Origin of the sequence: Pseudomonas sp. HN8-3, assembly GCF_020790195.1 — a bacterium.
Classification (GTDB): domain Bacteria; phylum Pseudomonadota; class Gammaproteobacteria; order Pseudomonadales; family Pseudomonadaceae; genus Aquipseudomonas; species Aquipseudomonas synxantha_A.
This window is the reverse complement of sequence record NZ_CP086206.1, coordinates 2,107,983-2,126,417: the sequence shown is the minus strand read 5'-3', so window position 1 is coordinate 2,126,417 and position 18,435 is coordinate 2,107,983. Positions and strand designations below refer to the sequence as shown.

18 protein-coding genes are annotated in these 18,435 nt (G+C 59.6%); 15 read left to right on the top strand and 3 right to left on the bottom strand.

The genetic code is table 11. From position 1 onward, the window contains the following. Positions 1-2: 2 nt before the first annotated feature. Positions 3-1,370, bottom strand: a complete 1,368-nt coding sequence (locus LJX92_RS09550) for an ATP-grasp domain-containing protein (RefSeq protein ID WP_228309652.1) — start codon at positions 1,368-1,370, stop codon at positions 3-5. Further along, positions 1,367-2,503 carry a KamA family radical SAM protein gene (locus LJX92_RS09545; protein ID WP_228309651.1) on the bottom strand — a complete coding sequence of 379 codons (1,137 nt, stop codon included), beginning with the start codon at positions 2,501-2,503 and terminating at the stop codon, positions 1,367-1,369. The genes LJX92_RS09550 and LJX92_RS09545 overlap by 4 nt, the downstream gene beginning before the upstream one ends. A gap of 782 nt (positions 2,504-3,285) precedes the next feature. Between LJX92_RS09545 and LJX92_RS09540 the strand changes: the two genes are divergently transcribed. Genes LJX92_RS09540 through LJX92_RS09505 form a run of 8 tightly spaced genes read left to right on the top strand, consistent with a single transcriptional unit; the run spans position 3,286 to position 9,439 of the window. Beyond that, positions 3,286-4,488, top strand: a complete 1,203-nt coding sequence (locus tag LJX92_RS09540) for a PepSY-associated TM helix domain-containing protein (RefSeq protein WP_228309650.1) — start codon at positions 3,286-3,288, stop codon at positions 4,486-4,488. Then, positions 4,485-5,021 carry a thiamine pyrophosphate-binding protein gene (locus LJX92_RS09535; RefSeq protein WP_078820799.1) on the top strand — a complete coding sequence of 179 codons (537 nt, stop codon included), beginning with the start codon at positions 4,485-4,487 and terminating at the stop codon, positions 5,019-5,021. Before LJX92_RS09540 ends, LJX92_RS09535 begins: the two co-directional genes overlap by 4 nt. Beyond that, on the top strand, positions 5,018-5,341 hold the full coding sequence (locus tag LJX92_RS09530; protein WP_005786738.1) for a hypothetical protein: 324 nt from the start codon (positions 5,018-5,020) through the stop codon (positions 5,339-5,341). Before LJX92_RS09535 ends, LJX92_RS09530 begins: the two co-directional genes overlap by 4 nt. Then, positions 5,338-5,898 carry a DUF6162 family protein gene (locus tag LJX92_RS09525; RefSeq protein WP_148852234.1) on the top strand — a complete coding sequence of 187 codons (561 nt, stop codon included), beginning with the start codon at positions 5,338-5,340 and terminating at the stop codon, positions 5,896-5,898. The genes LJX92_RS09530 and LJX92_RS09525 overlap by 4 nt, the downstream gene beginning before the upstream one ends. A 19-nt stretch (positions 5,899-5,917) precedes the next feature. Beyond that, positions 5,918-6,838 carry a metal ABC transporter substrate-binding protein gene (locus tag LJX92_RS09520; RefSeq protein WP_228309649.1) on the top strand — a complete coding sequence of 307 codons (921 nt, stop codon included), beginning with the start codon at positions 5,918-5,920 and terminating at the stop codon, positions 6,836-6,838. After that, positions 6,835-7,581, top strand: a complete 747-nt coding sequence (locus LJX92_RS09515) for a metal ABC transporter ATP-binding protein (RefSeq protein ID WP_148852235.1) — start codon at positions 6,835-6,837, stop codon at positions 7,579-7,581. The genes LJX92_RS09520 and LJX92_RS09515 overlap by 4 nt, the downstream gene beginning before the upstream one ends. Further along, positions 7,578-8,477: a metal ABC transporter permease gene (locus LJX92_RS09510; RefSeq protein WP_005786732.1), complete on the top strand. Its 900-nt coding sequence runs from the start codon at positions 7,578-7,580 to the stop codon at positions 8,475-8,477. Before LJX92_RS09515 ends, LJX92_RS09510 begins: the two co-directional genes overlap by 4 nt. Then, positions 8,477-9,439 carry a metal ABC transporter solute-binding protein, Zn/Mn family gene (locus tag LJX92_RS09505; protein WP_032876978.1) on the top strand — a complete coding sequence of 321 codons (963 nt, stop codon included), beginning with the start codon at positions 8,477-8,479 and terminating at the stop codon, positions 9,437-9,439. Before LJX92_RS09510 ends, LJX92_RS09505 begins: the two co-directional genes overlap by 1 nt. Here LJX92_RS09505 and LJX92_RS09500 read toward each other — a convergent pair. After that, positions 9,420-10,145, bottom strand: coding sequence for a UTRA domain-containing protein (locus tag LJX92_RS09500; protein WP_032876981.1), 726 nt, complete (start codon positions 10,143-10,145; stop codon positions 9,420-9,422). The genes LJX92_RS09505 and LJX92_RS09500 overlap by 20 nt on opposite strands. Before the next feature lie 351 nt (positions 10,146-10,496). On the opposite strand from LJX92_RS09500, the gene LJX92_RS09495 reads away from it, so the two are divergent. From LJX92_RS09495 to LJX92_RS09465, 7 genes are all read left to right on the top strand, one after another. Beyond that, a complete protein-coding gene (locus LJX92_RS09495) occupies positions 10,497-11,573 on the top strand; it encodes an ABC transporter substrate-binding protein (protein WP_005786727.1) in 1,077 nt (358 codons plus the stop codon). Positions 11,574-11,752: 179 nt separating this feature from the next. Beyond that, complete coding sequence (locus LJX92_RS09490) at positions 11,753-12,559, top strand: alkaline phosphatase family protein (RefSeq protein ID WP_103735455.1); 807 nt, start codon at positions 11,753-11,755, stop codon at positions 12,557-12,559. A 5-nt stretch (positions 12,560-12,564) separates the two neighbouring features. Then, positions 12,565-13,401, top strand: a complete 837-nt coding sequence (locus LJX92_RS09485) for an ABC transporter permease (RefSeq protein WP_228309899.1) — start codon at positions 12,565-12,567, stop codon at positions 13,399-13,401. Next, positions 13,388-14,188: an ABC transporter permease gene (locus LJX92_RS09480; RefSeq protein ID WP_032876990.1), complete on the top strand. Its 801-nt coding sequence runs from the start codon at positions 13,388-13,390 to the stop codon at positions 14,186-14,188. Before LJX92_RS09485 ends, LJX92_RS09480 begins: the two co-directional genes overlap by 14 nt. After that, on the top strand, positions 14,185-15,174 hold the full coding sequence (locus tag LJX92_RS09475) for an ABC transporter ATP-binding protein (protein ID WP_032876992.1): 990 nt from the start codon (positions 14,185-14,187) through the stop codon (positions 15,172-15,174). The genes LJX92_RS09480 and LJX92_RS09475 overlap by 4 nt, the downstream gene beginning before the upstream one ends. A 33-nt stretch (positions 15,175-15,207) precedes the next feature. Continuing rightward, a complete protein-coding gene (locus tag LJX92_RS09470) occupies positions 15,208-15,861 on the top strand; it encodes an HAD family hydrolase (RefSeq protein ID WP_148852237.1) in 654 nt (217 codons plus the stop codon). Positions 15,862-16,221: 360 nt separating this feature from the next. Further along, complete coding sequence (locus LJX92_RS09465; protein WP_228309648.1) at positions 16,222-18,303, top strand: carboxy terminal-processing peptidase; 2,082 nt, start codon at positions 16,222-16,224, stop codon at positions 18,301-18,303. Positions 18,304-18,435: the final 132 nt, after the last annotated feature.

Here is an 18,435-nt window from a genome sequence, read left to right as displayed (position 1 = left end):
CGCTATCCTGCAACCGGTGGATCGATGAGGATGCGCAGGTGTTGCTGCAACGCATCGTGCAAGGCATGGGCGTCGGCGGCATTGCCAACCTGGGCCCAGCATTTGAGCAAATAATGCTCCTCGATATCCGCGTCAATGTAGTGGCCGGGGTCCTGCGGGGCGTATTCCAGCACCGAGCGGTGTTGGTCCAGGAACTGCAGGCCGTCAATGCCCCTGAAAAGGCCACTGTGCTGCGGATAAATCGCCAGCATCGCGTAGTGTTGCCCCGCCTCGGCGATCTTATGTGCGCCGGCCTCCAACTGTGCATTGATGCCCTTCTCGCCCAACAACAATCCCATGTACAACTGATAAGGATCGACACCGGCCAAGTCGCGGAACGCCGAGTTCACATACAGTCCGCCCAGGCGCGGGTTGATCTCGATGACCACCGGCCCTGCGTCCGTCATGCGAAACTCGAAATGCACCACAGCGTTGGTCAGGCCCACCGCGTGCAGGCAGTCCACCGCGTACTGGCGGATCTGCTCACACTGGGCCTGGCTGAACGACGTCGGCGGGGAAATCAGCAGGTTCTCAAGGACGGTGCCGCTGCGCTCGGTCAGCAGCAGTTTTTCATTGATCAGCAGCGGATGGACACGCTCGCCGGCAATCACACATTCCACACTGCCTTCGATGCCAGGAATATAACCTTCCAACAGAATGCTGCGCCCTGGCAGGTATTCACGCCGCAGCCCACCCTCAGGCGGCAGGGCGTGCGCACAGCCGTAGAAGTCCGCATAAGCGGCGGCGCCATGATCACTCACGAAATGCCGATAGTGGCTACGTAGCTCCTCCCAGTTCGAGCATTTTTTGATAAACGCCGAAGCCCCGCCAAAGGGCGGTTTGGCGATCAGTGGATAACCCACGCGCTCGGCGCCTTGCTGGAGTTCCTGTTCGTTGTTGCACAGCACGAACGGTACCGAACGCAACTCATGCTGTTTCAACACGCGGCGCATCAAGAACTTGTTAATGCACGCCGCAATCGCCTCTGGGTGGCTGTAGACCAAGCCCAACCGCTGACACGCCTGCGCAACGATACAGCCCACCTCCCCTTGTGCGGACGGGTGCCCGGCCTGGCAGAAAATCCCCCGCACCTGATAACGCCCGTCCAACTGTCCGACCAACTCCAGGATGGACTGCTCACTGAGCGTTTCGAGCAGGAACACTTCGTCACTGTCGTCCCTGAGTCGTTGCAGGTGCTTGCGCCCCGCCACGGCGGCCGTCAAACACGCCAAGCCGTGGGCGCGGGCCACCGTGAAATGCGGTTCCCGGTAGCGGTAGCGAGCGCAAGCGCTGTCATCCACATCAATAAACAGAATCGCACCCTGTTTCATACCGCATCCTGCCAACTGCACCATTGGCCCTCCCAGTTGCGAAAACGGTAAGTACGCTGCCCATCGCGAACTTCAAAATGCGGTAAGTCTTCAGGTTTTTCAAAGTCCAACAACGGCACGGTGAACTTGCCTTGTGCGTGAGGTAGTACATATTCGGGCAGGGCAATATTCGATACGCGGCGTTTGAGCCGATCCATTATGACGATGGCTTGGCTGATCGAGGCCTTATACTCTGAAGCACCGGGTGAAAACGGCATGAAGTGATATAAGTAATAGGGCTTTACGCCCAGACGATAAAGATCAATGAATAATTTATGCAACGTCGCTTCATCATCATTCACGCCACGCAACAGCGGCATGTTAGAGAATACTATCGGCACCACGCCCTGAATCCGTTTAACCGCGACGGCAAAATCAGCACTGAGTTCGAGCGGGTGGCAGACATGCACACCAAATGCATTGACTTTGTACTTGTGCAGCATCGCCACCAACTCATCGGTCACGCGAAACGGGTTGAAACTCAACGCCCGCGAATGAATGCGTATCAGCAGGTCATCACGAATGCCGCGCAATGCGGCCAGCATCTCCTCAAGCTTGCGGTCGGCCAGCATCAGTGGGTCACCGCCACTGAGAATCACCTCTTCAATCGCCGGGTTAGCGCGAATGTACTCCACCGAATCCTTGAACGAGTCGGTGTTGGCGTTAGCTTTGTCGGTGCCCACCTGCAGCGTGCGCAGCGCCTCGAAACAGAACTGGCAATAGGCATTGCAGGTGTTGGTGGTGCGCAGGATCACGCGGTTGTCGTACTTGTGCTGGCAGATGGGCGTCTTCATCTCATGATTGAGTTCCCAATTTTCGGAACTGCCGTCGTAGTCGCCCTGCACCTGTTCGCTCCAATACGGTACTACCTGGCGCCACAGTGGGTGGTCCATCACCTCGCCGGTGGTGAGTGAACGCTTGATCAAATCAATGTAGTAAGGCGTGATCTGCATCTTGCGATCTTGCAAGTTGTGCTCGATATGCGCCGTTGTGGCCTCGCCCCATCCACCGCAGGCATTGCGCAGTGCAGGTTCATCGCGGATGGCATTCTTCTGCTGCCAACGCCAGTCTTGCCACTGAACTGAACGATGCATGGCTTGATCAAAAATCGACATGAGTTTGAACTCTCTGTTAAGGCATAGGGACGCGTACTTTTCCAGCGCAGGAAAAGTATTATTCGCAACAATGACAACCGACGGGCAGGCGACAGACCACGATCAAGTAACTAATTTGATCACCGGCACCAGAGAGATATAACAGTTCGCCACTTGAGGGCGCGAATAAACGACTAGCACGGTCATGCAATCAACTTCCTTTTTATAATATTTCGACTTCCAAGTCCGCACCCACTAAAGCCGATACCCGCCAATGTGTCAATACAATAAACTTGTAATTTGTCTGGAATTAACCTGCCCCCGCGCCAACACCCTTTAATGACAAGGGGGGGCTTTCGTTCAAGCCAAGCTATTTGAAAAACAAATAATACTGAAAGCAACGCGCGCCGCTGTTATAGAGAGCGTTATTTCTACTTATATAACTACGTAGCCGCACTTCCGCTGAGCCAGGGGCTGGGCGCGAGGCAGTGGCGCTCAAATGCATGGCTGATGACGAAATCACCCAGCGGCATGATCACGTCCCTGGAGGTCAGGCCCGGCCGCACGCAAGCCGCTGAACGCCTGCGGGCTGGTGTATTGCGTGTTCGATCAGCTCTCAAATGCGGCCTGAATGTGAACCTGAAACATTTTCTTTCATATGCGCCTTAGGGATTTCTCATTCTCATTCGTCTTAATTTAGATACAGCCCGTCGCGTCAGCAAAAGCTACGACTGGCCTTTTCCGGGCTTTCATTGCCCCCTTCGCTCAAGACCCTCATTCATATGTCGAAGAAGTCACGCTCCAAACTCTGGTTTCTCGTACATAGCTGGCTGGCGTTGCCCATCTGGTTCTTTGTACTGATCGTCTGTGTCACCGGCACCCTGGCCGTGGTGAGCCAGGAAATCGTGTGGCTGGCCAACCCGGATATCCGTGCGAGCAAGCCGTCGGATGACGCCCAGCCACTGAGCTTTGACCAGGTGATCGCGGCCATCAAGCGCGATGAGCCCAAGGCAATCGTCCAGTCCATCATTCGCCCGGATGAGTCGCACTTCGCCCTGAGCGTCGGCCTCAGCTACCCGGATGGGCGCTCGGTGGACGTCTACGCCAACCCCTATACCGGAGCGATCCAGGGCATCAGCCCCTCGTTCAACTTCCAGCAATTTACCCGCGCGCTGCATGGCTGGTGGCTGGTGCCGTTCACCAATGGGTACAGCTGGGGCTGGTACCTGGTATCCGCGCTGGGCTTGCCACTGCTTGCCTCGCTGATCACCGGGCTGGTGGTGTACAAACGCTTCTGGAAAGGTTTCCTGCGCCCTACCCTGCGTATCCGACACGGTGCGCGGATCTTCTGGGGCGACTTTCACCGCCTGAGCGGCATCTGGTCCATCTGGTTTATCGCGGTCATTTCAATCACCGGCACCTGGTTCCTGATCGAGGCGGCCTTGAGCGACAACCAGATATCCATTTCCAGTGAGCCCATCGTGCCGGTGATTGCCCGTGAAAAGGTGCCATTGTCGGCGTCGGGCGTCCCGGCACCGATGATCCCTATCGATAAGGCCATCGACATCGCCGCCGAAAAAATCCCGGGGCTGGACGCCAGCTTTGTGTTCATGCCAAGCAACGCGTACAGCCACCTGCAAATCGGCGGGCGCGGCTGGTACCCGTTGATGTTCCAGACCGCGCAACTGAACCCCTATGACGGTGAAATTGCTGTCTCGAACCTGTTGTCCGACCGCACCCCCCTGGAGTTCGTCACCGAGTCGATGCGCCCGCTGCACACAGGTGACTTCGGCGGTTTGTGGATCAAGTTGATCTGGGCCTTCTTCGGCCTGGTGCTGAGCATGATGGTATTGAGCGGCTTGCTGATCTGGACCAAGCGCACGGCCCTGGCCACCCTCAATGCCCTCAAGCGCGAAGCCAAGACGCAACGTCAGCCCGCTTCTATCCCGGCCATGCAGGCCAAAACCTCGGAGGCACAGCGATGAGCAAGGTCGCGACCGTACCGCCATCCCCCCTGCGCGCCTTCTGGCTGAAATGGCGTTTTCACATCAATGTTCTGCTGTTGCTGATACCGCTGGGGTTCATGCCCAAGTACTTCGCCGACGCCGCGCTGTTTCGCGGGGATGCCGGCATCGGCGAGCGCGTAGCCGGGCAAGTGCAAGTCGGCCCCTGGAGCCTGACCCTGGCCGAGTTCCGCAATGAAGGCCCGAGCCCGAACCCGGCCGGGCCGATGAAATTCTTCAACGCCGCCCTGTGTGACACCTGCGCCAACGAAGTCAAGGCCACCTACCTGCGTATCGGTAAACCCCGCAGCCTGCGGGCCGCCGGGGTGATCTTCTTCGGTACGCCATACCGTATGGGCGCCGCCCTGCCGGTGCCGGAACGCACACCAGTGGACGCCGAAGTCTGGGTGACCATGGAAGGCTGGGACGGCAGCATGCACCAGGGTTCCATCCCGCTGAACCAGGCTTCGCCTGCCACCATTGCCTGGCTGAACAAGCAAGGAGTCAAACCATGACGTTCAAGCGCCTGACCCGCGCCGCACTGTTACTGTGCGCCGGCTTGAGTACCACCGCCTTTGCCCACAACCCGATGTGCGAATGCAAGGAAATCCCCGGCGAGCAGATCCAGTGCAAAGGCGGTTTTTCCGACGGCAGTGGCGCACCCGGCGTGACGCTGGATGTGATCGGCTACGACGAAACCATCCTGGTGCCCGGCAAGCTCGGTGAAGATTCGACCCTGACCTTCAAGAAGCCCGCAGCCGAGTTCTATGTGCTGTTTGATGCAGGCCCCGGCCACGTGGTGGAAATCGACCAAGCGGATATCCAGGCGCAATGAGTACTACACAGGTTGTACGCCCCGCCGGTGCCGGCCATGAAACGCTCTATGTGCTGCTGCTGTGCCTGATCATCCTGGCGGTGGCGGGCACGGTCGTGGCGCTGCACGGTGAAACCCAGGAAATTGCGGCGGTGCCAAGCCACCAGTTGGACGCCCGCCGTGACCTGAGCGCCGCCGAGCAAGGCATCTACGCCGACCTGCGGGTGACTCTGGATGAAATCCACTTGTTGCAGCAGGAGCAAAGCGCCCTGCCGACACCTGAGCAACTGGCCGACGAAGGCTTCGCCCCCTTTGCCCAGGATGCCAGCTCGGTCAGCCGTGGTGGCCATCGCTGGCAGTTACTCCCCTCGGCCGCCTACCTGGGCTTGAGCCAGGCACCGGTCACCAGCGGCTCGCTGCTGATGCGCGTGCAGGGCGACGAGCCGGATATCTGGCTCAACCGCAGCGTCAATCTTGCCGCCCCCTCCGACCTCACTGACCAGGCACTGATCGCAGCCGGCTGGCAGCAAGTGGTTGCACAATTCGATGCCGGCGTGACCCGCCAGCATCGTCACTGAACGAGAAGACCGATTGCTCATGTCTATTTCATCGCCCCTGTTGCGCCTGTTGCTGGTCAGCTTTCTCAGCCTGCTGCTCGCTCCCCTGGCGAATGCCGAAGCAGCTAAACGCCTGCGTATCGGTATCACCCTCCACCCCTACTACAGCTACGTGGCCAATATCGTCGGCGACAAGGCTGAAGTGGTACCGCTGATCCCGGCCGGCTTCAATCCACACGCCTACGAGCCCCGCGCCGACGACATCAAGCGCATCGGCACCCTGGACGTGATCGTGCTCAACGGGGTTGGCCATGACGACTTCGCCGACCGCATGATCGCCACCAGCGAGCGCCCGGACATCAAGGTGATCGAGGCCAACGCCAACGTGCCGCTGCTGGCGGCCACCGGCAATGCCGCGCGCGGTGCGGGCAAGGTGGTCAACCCGCACACCTTCCTGTCGATCAGTGCATCGATTGCCCAGGTCAACAACATCGCCCGCGAGTTGGGCAAGCTCGACCCGGACAACGCCAAAACCTACACCCAGAACGCCCGCACCTATGGCAAGCGCCTGCGCCAGATGCGCGCCGACGCCCTGGCCAAGTTGACCAGCGCCCCCAACCCGTACCTGCGCGTTGCCACGGTGCACGCAGCCTACGACTATCTGTTGCGCGAGTTCGGCCTGGAAGTCACCGCAGTGGTAGAACCGGCCCACGGTATCGAGCCAAGCCCCAGCCAGTTGAAGAAAACCATCGATGAACTGCGCGCCCTGGATGTGAAGGTGATCTTTTCGGAGATGGATTTCCCGTCCACCTACATCGAGACCATCCAGCGTGAATCCGGGGTCAAGCTGTACCCGCTGTCGCATATTTCCTATGGCGACTACAGCGCTGAAAAATACGAAGTGGAAATGACCGGCAACCTCAACACCGTGGTCCGCGCAATCCAGGAGTCAGGGGCATGACCGCCGCCCAACAACTGAACGCCGTCAGCGTCGGCCCGACCCTGAACTTCGACCAGGTCTCGCTGACCCTGGGGCGCACCGTGATCCTCGACGACGTGAGTTTCCAGGTACAGCCAGGCAGCATCCATGCGCTGGTCGGTCCGAATGGCGGCGGCAAAAGCTCGCTGATCAAGACCCTGCTCGGCCAAACGCCCCACCAGGGCCGTTTAAGCCTGGAATGGCCGGCCACGCCCGGCACCATTGGCTACGTGCCCCAGGCGCTGGAGTTCGACCGCGGCCTGCCGATGACCGTCGACGATTTCATGGCTGCCATGTGCCAACGGCGGCCCGCGTTCCTTGGCCTGTCCCGGCATTACGCAGCGGCGATCGGTGACGCACTTGAGCGCGTCGGCATGCACGACAAACGCAAGCGTCGCATGGGCGCGTTGTCCGGCGGTGAACGCCAGCGCGTGCTGCTGGCCCAGGGCCTGATCCCTGCACCGCAATTGCTGGTGCTGGACGAACCCATGTCGGCCCTTGATGAAGCCGGCATCCAGGTGTTCGAACGGCTGCTCAATGATTGGCGCCTGGCCGGGATCACCGTGCTGTGGATCGAGCACGACCTGGAAGCCGTCGGCCGCCTGGCTGACCGTGTCACCGGCCTGAACCGTCGCGTGCTGTTCGACGCCACGCCAAAAGAGGCGCTGACCCCGGACCGCCTGCTGACCCTGTTCTCCACTCACCCGCGGAGCCCGGCACAATGAGTTATGAAGCCTTTCGCTTGATGGTCCAGGGCTGGGCGTCTTCCGGTTACCTGCCGGAAGCCCTGGCCTACGGGTTTGTGGTCAACGCCCTGCTCGCTGGCTTGCTGATCGGCCCGGTGCTGGGCGGCCTGGGCACTCTGGTGGTGGTCAAGCGCTTTGCGTTTTTCTCCGAAGCGGTCGGCCATGCTGCGCTGACCGGCGTGGCCGTAGGCATCCTGCTGGGCGAACCCTACACCGGGCCCTATGGCAGCCTGTTCGGCTACTGCCTGCTGTTCGGCATCCTGCTCAACTATCTGCGCAATCGTACCGGCCTGGCGCCGGATACCTTGATCGGCGTGTTCCTGTCGGTGTCGCTGGCGCTGGGCGCCAGCCTGCTGCTGATCCTGGCCGGCAAGATCAACGTGCATATCCTCGAAAACGTTTTGTTTGGCTCGGTACTGACGGTCAACGGCAATGACTTGCTGGTACTGGCAATCGTCGGTTCGCTGGTCATGGCCCTGGCATTGCCGCTGTACAACCGCATCATGCTCGCCAGCTTCAACCCGCAACTGGCGGCGGTGCGCGGTGTGGCGGTGAAGACGTTGGACTACCTGTTCGTAATCCTGGTAACGCTGATCACCGTGGCTGCGGTCAAGGTGATCGGCGCGATCCTGGTCGGTGCGCTGCTGGTGATCCCTGCCGCCGCGGCGCGCCTGTTGAGTCAATCGCTCAAGGGCTTTTTCTGGGTCTCGGTGCTGATCGCCACTGTGAGTACCCTGTGCGGCATCCTGCTGCCGATCATCTTCGACCTGCCGATCCCGTCCGGCGCTGCAATCATTCTGGTTGCCGGTATCGCCTTCGCCTTCGCCGCCATCGCTCGCGGCACCGTGCCCAGCCTCAAAGGGAATCTTGGATAATGCGCCCTGTCTTTCGCCCAATGGCCCTGGCCATCGCTTGCTTGATCAGTACATCGGCACTGGCTGCCGTTGATGGTTTTGACCCGAAGGAATTCAAGGCCGATCACGGCCTCGGCCATGCCGCGCTGACCAAGGCCAAGTCGGTAAAACCGGTCAAGGTGCTGGCCTCGCTGCCCATTACCTACGGTTTGGCCGAAGTGCTGCTCAAGGATACCGACGTGCAACTTGAACGCGCCGCGCCAGCCAACCTACCTGGCTCGCGGCAGGTGTCCTACTTCACCGGCCGCGGCGCGGCGGCACTCAACACCTTGGCGCAGGACGCCGACGCCGCCATCGGCTTGCGCTCGCTGTGGGCCGATGATCCGCTGTACCCCGTGGCACGGCGCAGCAATATCCGCATCGTTGAAGTGGACGCTGCACGCCCGGTGGACGGTGGCTTGCCGGGCATTGCGGTACAACCGGGCGTCACCGATGGCCTCAACAGCCAACCCTGGCAATCGAGCAACAATCTGGGCCGTATGGCCGATGTATTGGCCGCCGACCTGAGCCGTCTCGCCCCAGGCGCCAAACCAAAGATCGATACCAACCTGGCGGCACTCAAGCAACGCCTGCTCAAGCTCACCGCCGACAGCGAGGCGCGCCTGGCCAAGGCCGATAACCTGAGTGTGGTCAGCTTGAGCGATCACTTTGCCTATTTGATCAGCAGCTTGAACCTGGAACTGGTCAGCACCGATGCTCGCCCAGACGCAGACTGGACGCCTGAAGCGCTGCAAAAACTCAGTGCGCAGCTCAAGGACAACGAAGTGGCGGTGGTGTTGCACCATCGTCAGCCGAGTGAAGTGGTAAAAGCAGCTGTCACTGCAGGTGGCTCCACACTGCTGGTGTTGAATGTGGACGGCGCCGAACCGGTGACAGAGTTGCAAACCAATGTGGATCAGGTGATCAAGGCGCTGACGCCATAACGTCTACCCCCACATGAATCGCATCATGGCGCCAGAACTCCAGGTCGCAGTCGATCAAACGCTGGTGCTGGTCATAGTTGACCCGGGCGATGCGCAAGCCCGGGCTGCCCACCGAGACGCGCAGCGCAGCGGCCGCTTCCACCGGCAGTGAGGTCGGCACAATCTCGAAACGCACCCGCCCGTAGTGCAAGTCATATTTGCTGGCATACAGCTCAGTCATCGACTGATTCAAATCACACGCCAGGATCCCCGGAAAATACTGCGGGTTCAGGTAGTGCTCCACGTACAACACCAGGCGTCCGTCAATCCTGCGGCCCCGGCAAATCTGGATCACGCTCGACAACGCCGGCAACTGCAACCACGCGCACACCGCCGCCGACGCCGGTTGCAAGCGTGCGGAAATGACCTGCGTGGAAGCCTCACGCCCCTGGTCGCTGACCATCGCGTGAAAGTGGCTGCGCTGCATCAGGTTATAGGCCAGCCGCGGTGGCGAGACGAACCAGCCCCGGCGCTCTTCGCGATAAATCTGCCCTTGGGCCTCCAGTTGTAACAAGGCTTCCCGCACGGTAATGCGGGTGGTACCAAACAACTCGCTGAGCTTGCGCTCGGCGGGCAATTTGCTGGCTGGCGGCAACAGGCCGTGGTCAATCTGCTCCTGCAGAGCCAGGCCGATGGAAGTTACCGCCTTGATTGCCTCATCCCGCATCAACGTTACCTATCTGGACTAGACCAGCACCGTTCAGGTGCACAAATCGCGCTCTATCTGGGCTTTTGCTGCTGCGAGCCAGCCTAGGCATTACAGATGACCGACAGATGACAGCCGGCATCCGCCGCCTGCACCACACCCTGCAATACATCGGCCAAGTCCAGGGACTGCGGGCTGTTGGGCATGGTCTACGCTAAGTCTGAGCTGAGCGACACCCGTGCTTCAAAAACGACATCGACATGAAACTGTCATCCATCGGGCCTAAATTGGCTCAGGTATTGCTGACCTAGACCACACCCTCGCCAACGTTCGTATAAAACGCCGCGTGTAAAACGCCCAAAGGAGCTTCGGATGAAACAGCTTTTCCTGGCATCACTGTTAGGCTCGACCATTGCCATGTGCACCGCCGCCATGGCCGCTGATACCGATCTAAAAACCCTGGAAGCCGCCGCCAAGGCGGAAGGCGCCGTCAACAGCGTCGGCATGCCCGATGATTGGGCCAACTGGAAAGGCACCTGGGAAGACCTGGCCAAGACCTACGGCCTCAAGCACATCGACACCGACATGAGTTCGGCCCAGGAAATCGCCAAGTTCAAAGCCGAAAAAGACAACGCCAGTGCCGATATCGGTGACGTGGGCGCAGCCTTCGGCCCGATCGCGGTGAAGCAGGAAGTCACCCAGCCATACAAACCCTCCACCTGGGCGCAGGTTCCGGATTGGGCAAAAGACAAGGACGGTCACTGGGCCCTGGCCTATACCGGCACCATCGCGTTTATCGTCAACAAAAAACTGCTGCACGGCTCCGAAGTCCCGACCAGTTGGGCCGACCTGCAAACCGGCAAATACAAGGTGTCGGTGGGTGATGTAAGCACCGCAGCCCAAGCCTCCAATGCGGTACTCGCCGCCGCTATCGCCAACAAGGGCGACGAGAAAAACATCGCACCGGGCCTGCAGTTTTTCACCAGGATCGCCCAGCAAGGTCGCCTCTCACTGTCCAACCCGACCATCGCCACCATGGAAAAAGGCGAAGTCGAAGTTGGCATTGTCTGGGACTTCAACGGCCTGAGCTACAAAGCCAAGATGGCCAACCCGGATGACTACGTGGTGCTGATTCCATCGGATGGCTCGGTGAAATCGGGCTACACCACCATCATCAACAAATACGCCAAGCACCCGAACGCCGCCAAGCTGACCCGCGAATACATCTTCAGCGATGCAGGCCAACTCAACCTGGCCAAGGGCAATGCGCGTCCGATCCGTGCAGAAACCGACCTGAAGCTGCCGGCCGATATCGCCAAGAACCTGATCCCGGGCGAGCAATACACCAAGGCCAACCCGCAGCCGATCAAAGATGCCGATGCCTGGGAAGCGACGTCCAAGAAGCTTCCGCAGATGTGGAACGAGCAGGTCATCGTAGAGATGAAGTAATCGGTCTCTCTGATCGAAGTGCGGTCAGTGTGGGAGCTTGCTTGCCTGCGATAGCGGTCTGACATTCAACATTGGTGTCCACTGATACACCGCCATCGCAGGCAAGCCAGCTCCCACATTTGATCCGGTTTCAACCGAAAAAACGATATCTGCCCATCTGTCGCGGAGCCCCAGCCCCCATGAAGCACACTGTCATCCTTGTCGTGCTCGACGGCCTGAACTTCGAGGTCGCCCAGCACGCCATGGGACACTTGCAGGCCTACGTCGGCGCAGGACGCGCAGCCCTCTACAAACTGGAATGCGAACTGCCCGCCCTGTCCCGCCCGTTGTATGAATGCATCCTCACCGGCGTGCCACCGATTGACAGCGGCATTGTCCATAACAACGTCTCGCGCCTGTCCAACCAGCGCAGCATTTTCAATTACGCCACCGACGCCGGCTTGAGCACCGCTGCGGCGGCTTACCACTGGGTCAGCGAGTTGTATAACCGCACGCCCTTTCTCGCCGCCCGCGATCGTCACACCGACAACAAGGCACTGGCGATCCAGCACGGGCATTTCTACTGGACTGACCACTATCCGGACTCCCACCTGTTCGCCGATGCCGAGAGCCTGCGGCTCAAGCACGCGCCCAACTTTTTGCTGGTGCATCCGATGAATATCGACGATGCCGGCCACAAGCATGGCCTCGACACCGCGCAATACCGCAACAGCGCCCGTTCGGCCGACATTATCCTGGCCGACTACCTGCAAGGCTGGCTCGACGCCGGCTACCAGGTGCTGGTCACGGCCGACCACGGCATGAACAACGACCGCTCTCACAACGGCCTATTGCCGCAAGAGCGCGAAGTGCCGCTGTTTGTCCTCGGTGACGCCTTCAGCCTGGATGCTGACGCCGCGCCGAAACAAACCGATCTGTGCGGTACCGTCTGCGAGCTGCTTGGCGTGCCGCACGACAAACCGGTGTGCCGGGAGTTGCTCAAGTGAATTCGATGACCCGCGGCAAATGGCTGGCCCTGCTGTGCCTGGTGCCCTTCGCACTGTTCTTTATCGTGTTCGAGATCGCGCCGCTGGTATGGGTGCTGATCAACAGCCTGCAAACCGAAGAGGCCGGTTGGTGCCTGGAAAACTTCACACGGATCTTCAGTTCGAAGTTCTACCGGCAGGCGATTCAGCTCAGCCTGGAGATCAGTTTCTACTCCAGCATCTTCGGCATCATCATCGCAACCCTGGGCAGCTACTCACTGCGACGGGTGGATTCGCCGCTGCGCAACTTCGTCACAGCGTTTGCCAACATGACCAGCAACTTCGCCGGCGTGCCCCTGGCCTTCGCGTTCATCATCCTGCTGGGCTTCAACGGCAGCATCACCATCATGCTCAAGCAGGCCGGGATCATTCAGGACTTCAACCTGTACTCCAAGACCGGCTTGATCATCCTCTACACCTACTTCCAGATTCCTCTTGGTGTGCTGTTGCTCTACCCGGCCTTTGATGCATTGCGCGAAGACTGGCGTGAGTCGGCTGCGCTGCTCGGCGCCAATGGCTGGCAGTTCTGGCGACATATCGGCTTGCCGGTGCTCACCCCTGCCCTGCTTGGCACTTTCGTAATCCTGTTGGCCAACGCCCTTGGCGCCTACGCCACGGTCTACGCCCTGACCACCGGCAACTTCAACGTGCTGCCGATCCGCATCGCGGGGCTGGTCTCTGGTGATGTGTCGCTGGACCCGAACATGGCCAGCGCCCTGGCCGTGGTACTGGTGGCGCTGATGACGGTGGTCACCGTGGTCCATCAACTGCTGCTCAAGAGGAGCTACCATGTCTCGCGCTGATGCCGGCCCGGCCTCCCTCTACCATCGGGTAGTGGTGTACCTGCTGTTCCTTATTCTGGTACTGCCGCTGATCGGCACCTTTGTCTACTCGATCTCCAGCAGTTGGTCGGCGACTATCCTGCCCGCCGGATTCAGCGTGAAATGGTACGTACAGCTGTGGAGCGACCCGCGCTTTCTGATGGCGTTCGGGCAATCGTTGCTGGTGTGTGTGGGCGCGTTGATCCTTTCGGTGGTATTGATTTTGCCGCTGCTGTTCGTGGTGCATTACCACTTTCCCAAGCTTGATGCGCTGATGAACATTCTGATTCTGCTGCCCTTCGCGGTGCCGCCGGTGGTGTCTTCAGTCGGTTTGCTGCAACTGTACGGTTCCGGGCCGTTGGCGATGGTGGGTACGCCGTGGATTCTGATCGGCTGCTACTTCACCGTGGCGCTGCCGTTCATGTACCGGGCGATCACCAACAACCTGCAAGCCATCAACCTGCGCGACCTGATGGACGCCTCGCAACTGCTCGGCGCCAGCACCTGGCAAGCGGCGATCCTGGTGGTGCTGCCTAACCTGCGCAAAGGCCTGATGGTGGCATTGCTGTTGTCGTTCTCGTTCCTGTTCGGTGAGTTCGTGTTCGCCAACATCCTCGTCGGCACGCGCTACGAGACCCTGCAGGTGTACCTCAACAACATGCGCAACAGCAGCGGCCACTTCACCAGTGCCGTTGTGATCTCCTATTTCTTCTTTGTGCTGGTGCTGACCTGGGCCGCCAATATCTTGAACAAGGACAAAAGCCAATGAGCTTCGTCAGCGTCCAACATCTGCAAAAAAGCTACACCGGCACGCCAGTGTTCAGCGATATCAACTGTGAAATCGCCAAGGGCGAGTTCGTCACCCTGCTCGGCCCGTCCGGTTGCGGCAAGTCCACCCTGCTGCGTTGCATCGCGGGGTTAACCTCGGTAGACAGCGGCACAATCCTGCTGGATGGGCAGGACATCGTGCCCCTGAGCCCGCAGAAACGTCAGATCGGCATGGTGTTCCAGAGCTACGCGCTGTTCCCCAACATGACCGTGGAGCAGAACGTCGCGTTCGGCCTGCGCATGCAAAAGGTCAACGCCGACGACAGCCACAAGCGCGTGCAGGAAGTGCTGCAATTGGTTGAGCTAACGGAACTGGCCGGCCGCTATCCGCACCAGATGTCCGGCGGCCAGTGCCAGCGCGTCGCCCTCGCCCGCTCCCTGGTGACCCGCCCGCGCCTGCTGTTGCTCGATGAACCGCTGTCGGCATTGGATGCACGTATTCGCAAGCACTTGCGCGAACAGATCCGCCAGATCCAGCGCGAACTGGGGCTGACCACGATTTTTGTGACCCATGACCAGGAGGAAGCCCTGACCATGTCCGACCGTATCTTTCTGATGAACCAGGGCAAGATCGTGCAAAGCGGCGATGCCGAAACCCTCTATACCGCCCCGGTGGATGTGTTTGCCGCCGGTTTTATCGGCAACTACAACCTGCTCGATGCCGACAAGGCCAGCCAGTTGTTGCAACGGCCAATCAAGGGGCGCATTGCCATTCGCCCCGAGGCCATCGAGTTGAGCCGCAGCGGCGAGCTCGATGCGCTGGTGCGCAGCCACAGCTTGCTGGGTAACGTGATTCGCTACCGCATCGAAGCCCGTGGCGTGGAATTGGTGGTCGACGTACTCAATCGCTCGGCCGACGACCTGCACCCGGACGGCCAGCGCCTGGCACTTTCCATCGACCCCAGCGCCCTGTGTGAAGTAGCCTGACAGGCAGCGACCTATTGAGAGAGAACATGACGGATGGCATTGGTAATTTTTGATCTGGACGACACCCTGATCCACGGCGACTGCGCCACCCTGTGGAGCGAACAGATGGGCCGCCTGGGCTGGGTAGACCCTGAGTCGTTCATGCGCAGGAACAACGAATTGATGGACGCCTACAGCCGAGGCGAGTTGCGCATGGAAGACTTCATGGACTTCAGCCTGGAGCCGATGATCGGCCGCACCCCGGAAGAAATCGAGCATCTGGTGGAGCCGTGGGTCGAGGACGTGATCGAGCCGCTGATCTATAGCGACGCCACCATGACCATCGCCCGCCACCGTGCGAATGGCGACCGGATCCTGGTGATTTCCGCCTCGGGCACTCACCTGGTCACGCCGATTGCGGCGCGTATCGGTATTGAAGAAGTGTTGGGGATTAACCTGGACGTCGGCCACGGCGTGTACAGCGGCAGCACCGTAGGCGTGCTGACCTATCGTGAAGGCAAGATCACGCGCCTGCTGGAATGGCTGGAGCAGGAAGGAGAAACGCTGGAGGGGGCGTATTTCTACTCGGATTCGCGCAATGACTTGCCGCTATTGCTCAAGGTCGACCACCCGCAGGTGGTGAACCCGGACCCGGTGTTGCGCGCCCACGCCGAACAGGCCGGCTGGCCGATCCACCACTGGACCTGAATCAATAGAGATCAACCTGTGGGAGCTGGCCTGCCTGCGATAGCGGTGCAACAGTGAAGAATTCTTCATCTGGTGCACCGCTATCGCAGGCAAGCCAGCTCCACACTGACTGCATTTCAATCCAGGATTCGGTCAGGCTGTTGGCAATATGGACTACATCGAATGTAGGACTGGGTTCTTCTAACCCTCCACATGCCCCTCAACGCCTTGCAATGCTTTCACAGTGCCTCCATAGTGAGTCTGGACTGAGCCCGTAGCAGTAGCGTCGGGCTTTTTGCATTATGCGACCGGACCATATGGAACCGGCTCCCTCAAAGACGGCCTAATATGCGTTATCAATTGCCCCCGCGTCGAATCAGCATGAAGCATCTGTTCCCCAGTACCGCCCTCGCTTTTTTCATTGGTCTCGGCTTCGCGTCGATGTCGACCAATACGTTCGCAGCCAATAGCTGGGACAACCTTCAGCCTGATCGCGATGAGGTGATTGCCAGCCTTAACGTTGTCGAGTTGCTCAAGCGCCATCACTACAGCAAGCCGCCGCTGGACGACGCTCGCTCGGTGATCATCTACGACAGCTACCTCAAGCTGCTGGATCCGTCGCGCAGCTACTTCCTGGCCAGCGATATCGCTGAGTTCGACAAGTGGAAGACGCAGTTCGACGACTTCCTCAAAGGCGGCGACCTGCAGCCCGGCTTCACCATCTACAAGCGTTACCTGGACCGCGTCAAAGCGCGTCTGGACTTCGCCCTGGGTGAGCTGAACAAAGGCATCGACAAGCTCGACTTCACCCAGAAGGAAACCCTTCTGGTGGATCGCAAGGATGCCCCTTGGCTGACCAGCACGGCAGCGCTGGACGACCTGTGGCGCAAACGCGTCAAGGACGAAGTGCTGCGCTTGAAGATCGCCGGCAAAGAGCCCAAGGCCATTCAGGAATTGTTGACCAAGCGCTACAAGAATCAGTTGGCGCGCCTGGACCAGACCCGTGCCGAAGATATCTTCCAGGCCTACATCAACACCTTCGCGATGTCCTACGACCCGCACACCAATTATCTGTCGCCGGATAACGCGGAAAACTTTGATATCAACATGAGTCTGTCCCTGGAAGGCATTGGTGCCGTCCTGCAAAGCGACAATGACCAGGTCAAGATCGTACGTTTGGTGCCGGCAGGCCCGGCAGACAAGACCAAGCAGGTCGCCCCGGCAGACAAGATCATCGGCGTGGCCCAGGCTGACAAAGAGATGGTCGATGTGGTCGGCTGGCGCCTGGACGAAGTGGTCAAGCTGATCCGTGGCCCCAAAGGCAGCGTGGTGCGCCTGGAAGTGATTCCGCACACCAACGCACCGAACGACCAGACCAGCAAGATCGTGTCAATCACCCGTGAAGCGGTGAAGCTCGAAGACCAGGCGGTGCAGAAGAAAGTCCTCAACCTCAAGCAGGATGGCAAGGACTACAAGCTGGGCGTGATTGAGATCCCGGCCTTCTACCTGGACTTCAAGGCGTTCCGTGCCGGTGACCCGGACTACAAGTCCACCACCCGCGACGTGAAGAAGATCCTGACGGAACTGCAGAAAGAAAAAGTCGACGGCGTGGTCATCGACCTGCGCAACAACGGCGGCGGCTCCCTGCAAGAAGCCACCGAGCTGACCAGCCTGTTTATCGACAAAGGCCCAACCGTGTTGGTCCGCAATGCTGATGGGCGTGTCGACGTGTTGGAAGACGAGAACCCGGGCGCCTTCTACAAGGGGCCGATGGCGTTGCTGGTCAACCGTCTCTCGGCCTCGGCTTCAGAGATTTTCGCCGGCGCCATGCAGGACTATCACCGTGCGCTGATCATCGGCGGCCAGACTTTCGGCAAGGGCACCGTGCAGACCATTCAGCCGCTGAACCATGGCGAGCTGAAACTGACGCTGGCCAAGTTCTACCGGGTTTCCGGGCAGAGCACCCAGCATCAGGGCGTGCTGCCGGATATCGATTTCCCGTCGATTATCGACACCAAGGAAATCGGCGAAAGCGCACTGCCTGAAGCCATGCCATGGGACACCATCCGCCCTGCGATCAAGCCGGCGTCGGATCCGTTCAAGCCGTTCCTGACGCAGTTGAAGGCAGACCACGACACCCGCTCTGCCAAGGATGCCGAGTTCGTGTTTATCCGCGACAAGCTGGCCCTGGCCAAGAAGCTGATGGAAGAGAAAACCGTCAGCCTCAACGAAGCGGATCGCCGTGCACAGCACTCCAGCATCGAGAATCAGCAATTGGTGCTGGAAAACACTCGCCGCAAAGCCAAGGGTGAAGATCCGCTCAAAGAGCTGAAGAAAGAAGATGAAGATGCCTTGCCGACCGAAGCGGATAAAACCAAACCGGAAGATGATGCCTACTTGGCCGAGACTGGCCGGATCCTCCTCGACTACCTGAAGATCACCAAGCAGGTGGCCAAGCAGTAAATGATGGCAATTTAATGTGACCGCTCCACGCAGTGTCATCATATAGACATCATTCTGTCGTGAAATGAAAGGACCGCAGGCTTAACGCCTGCGGTCCTTTTTTTTCGATCGAGATCGCCATGACCGTGACCG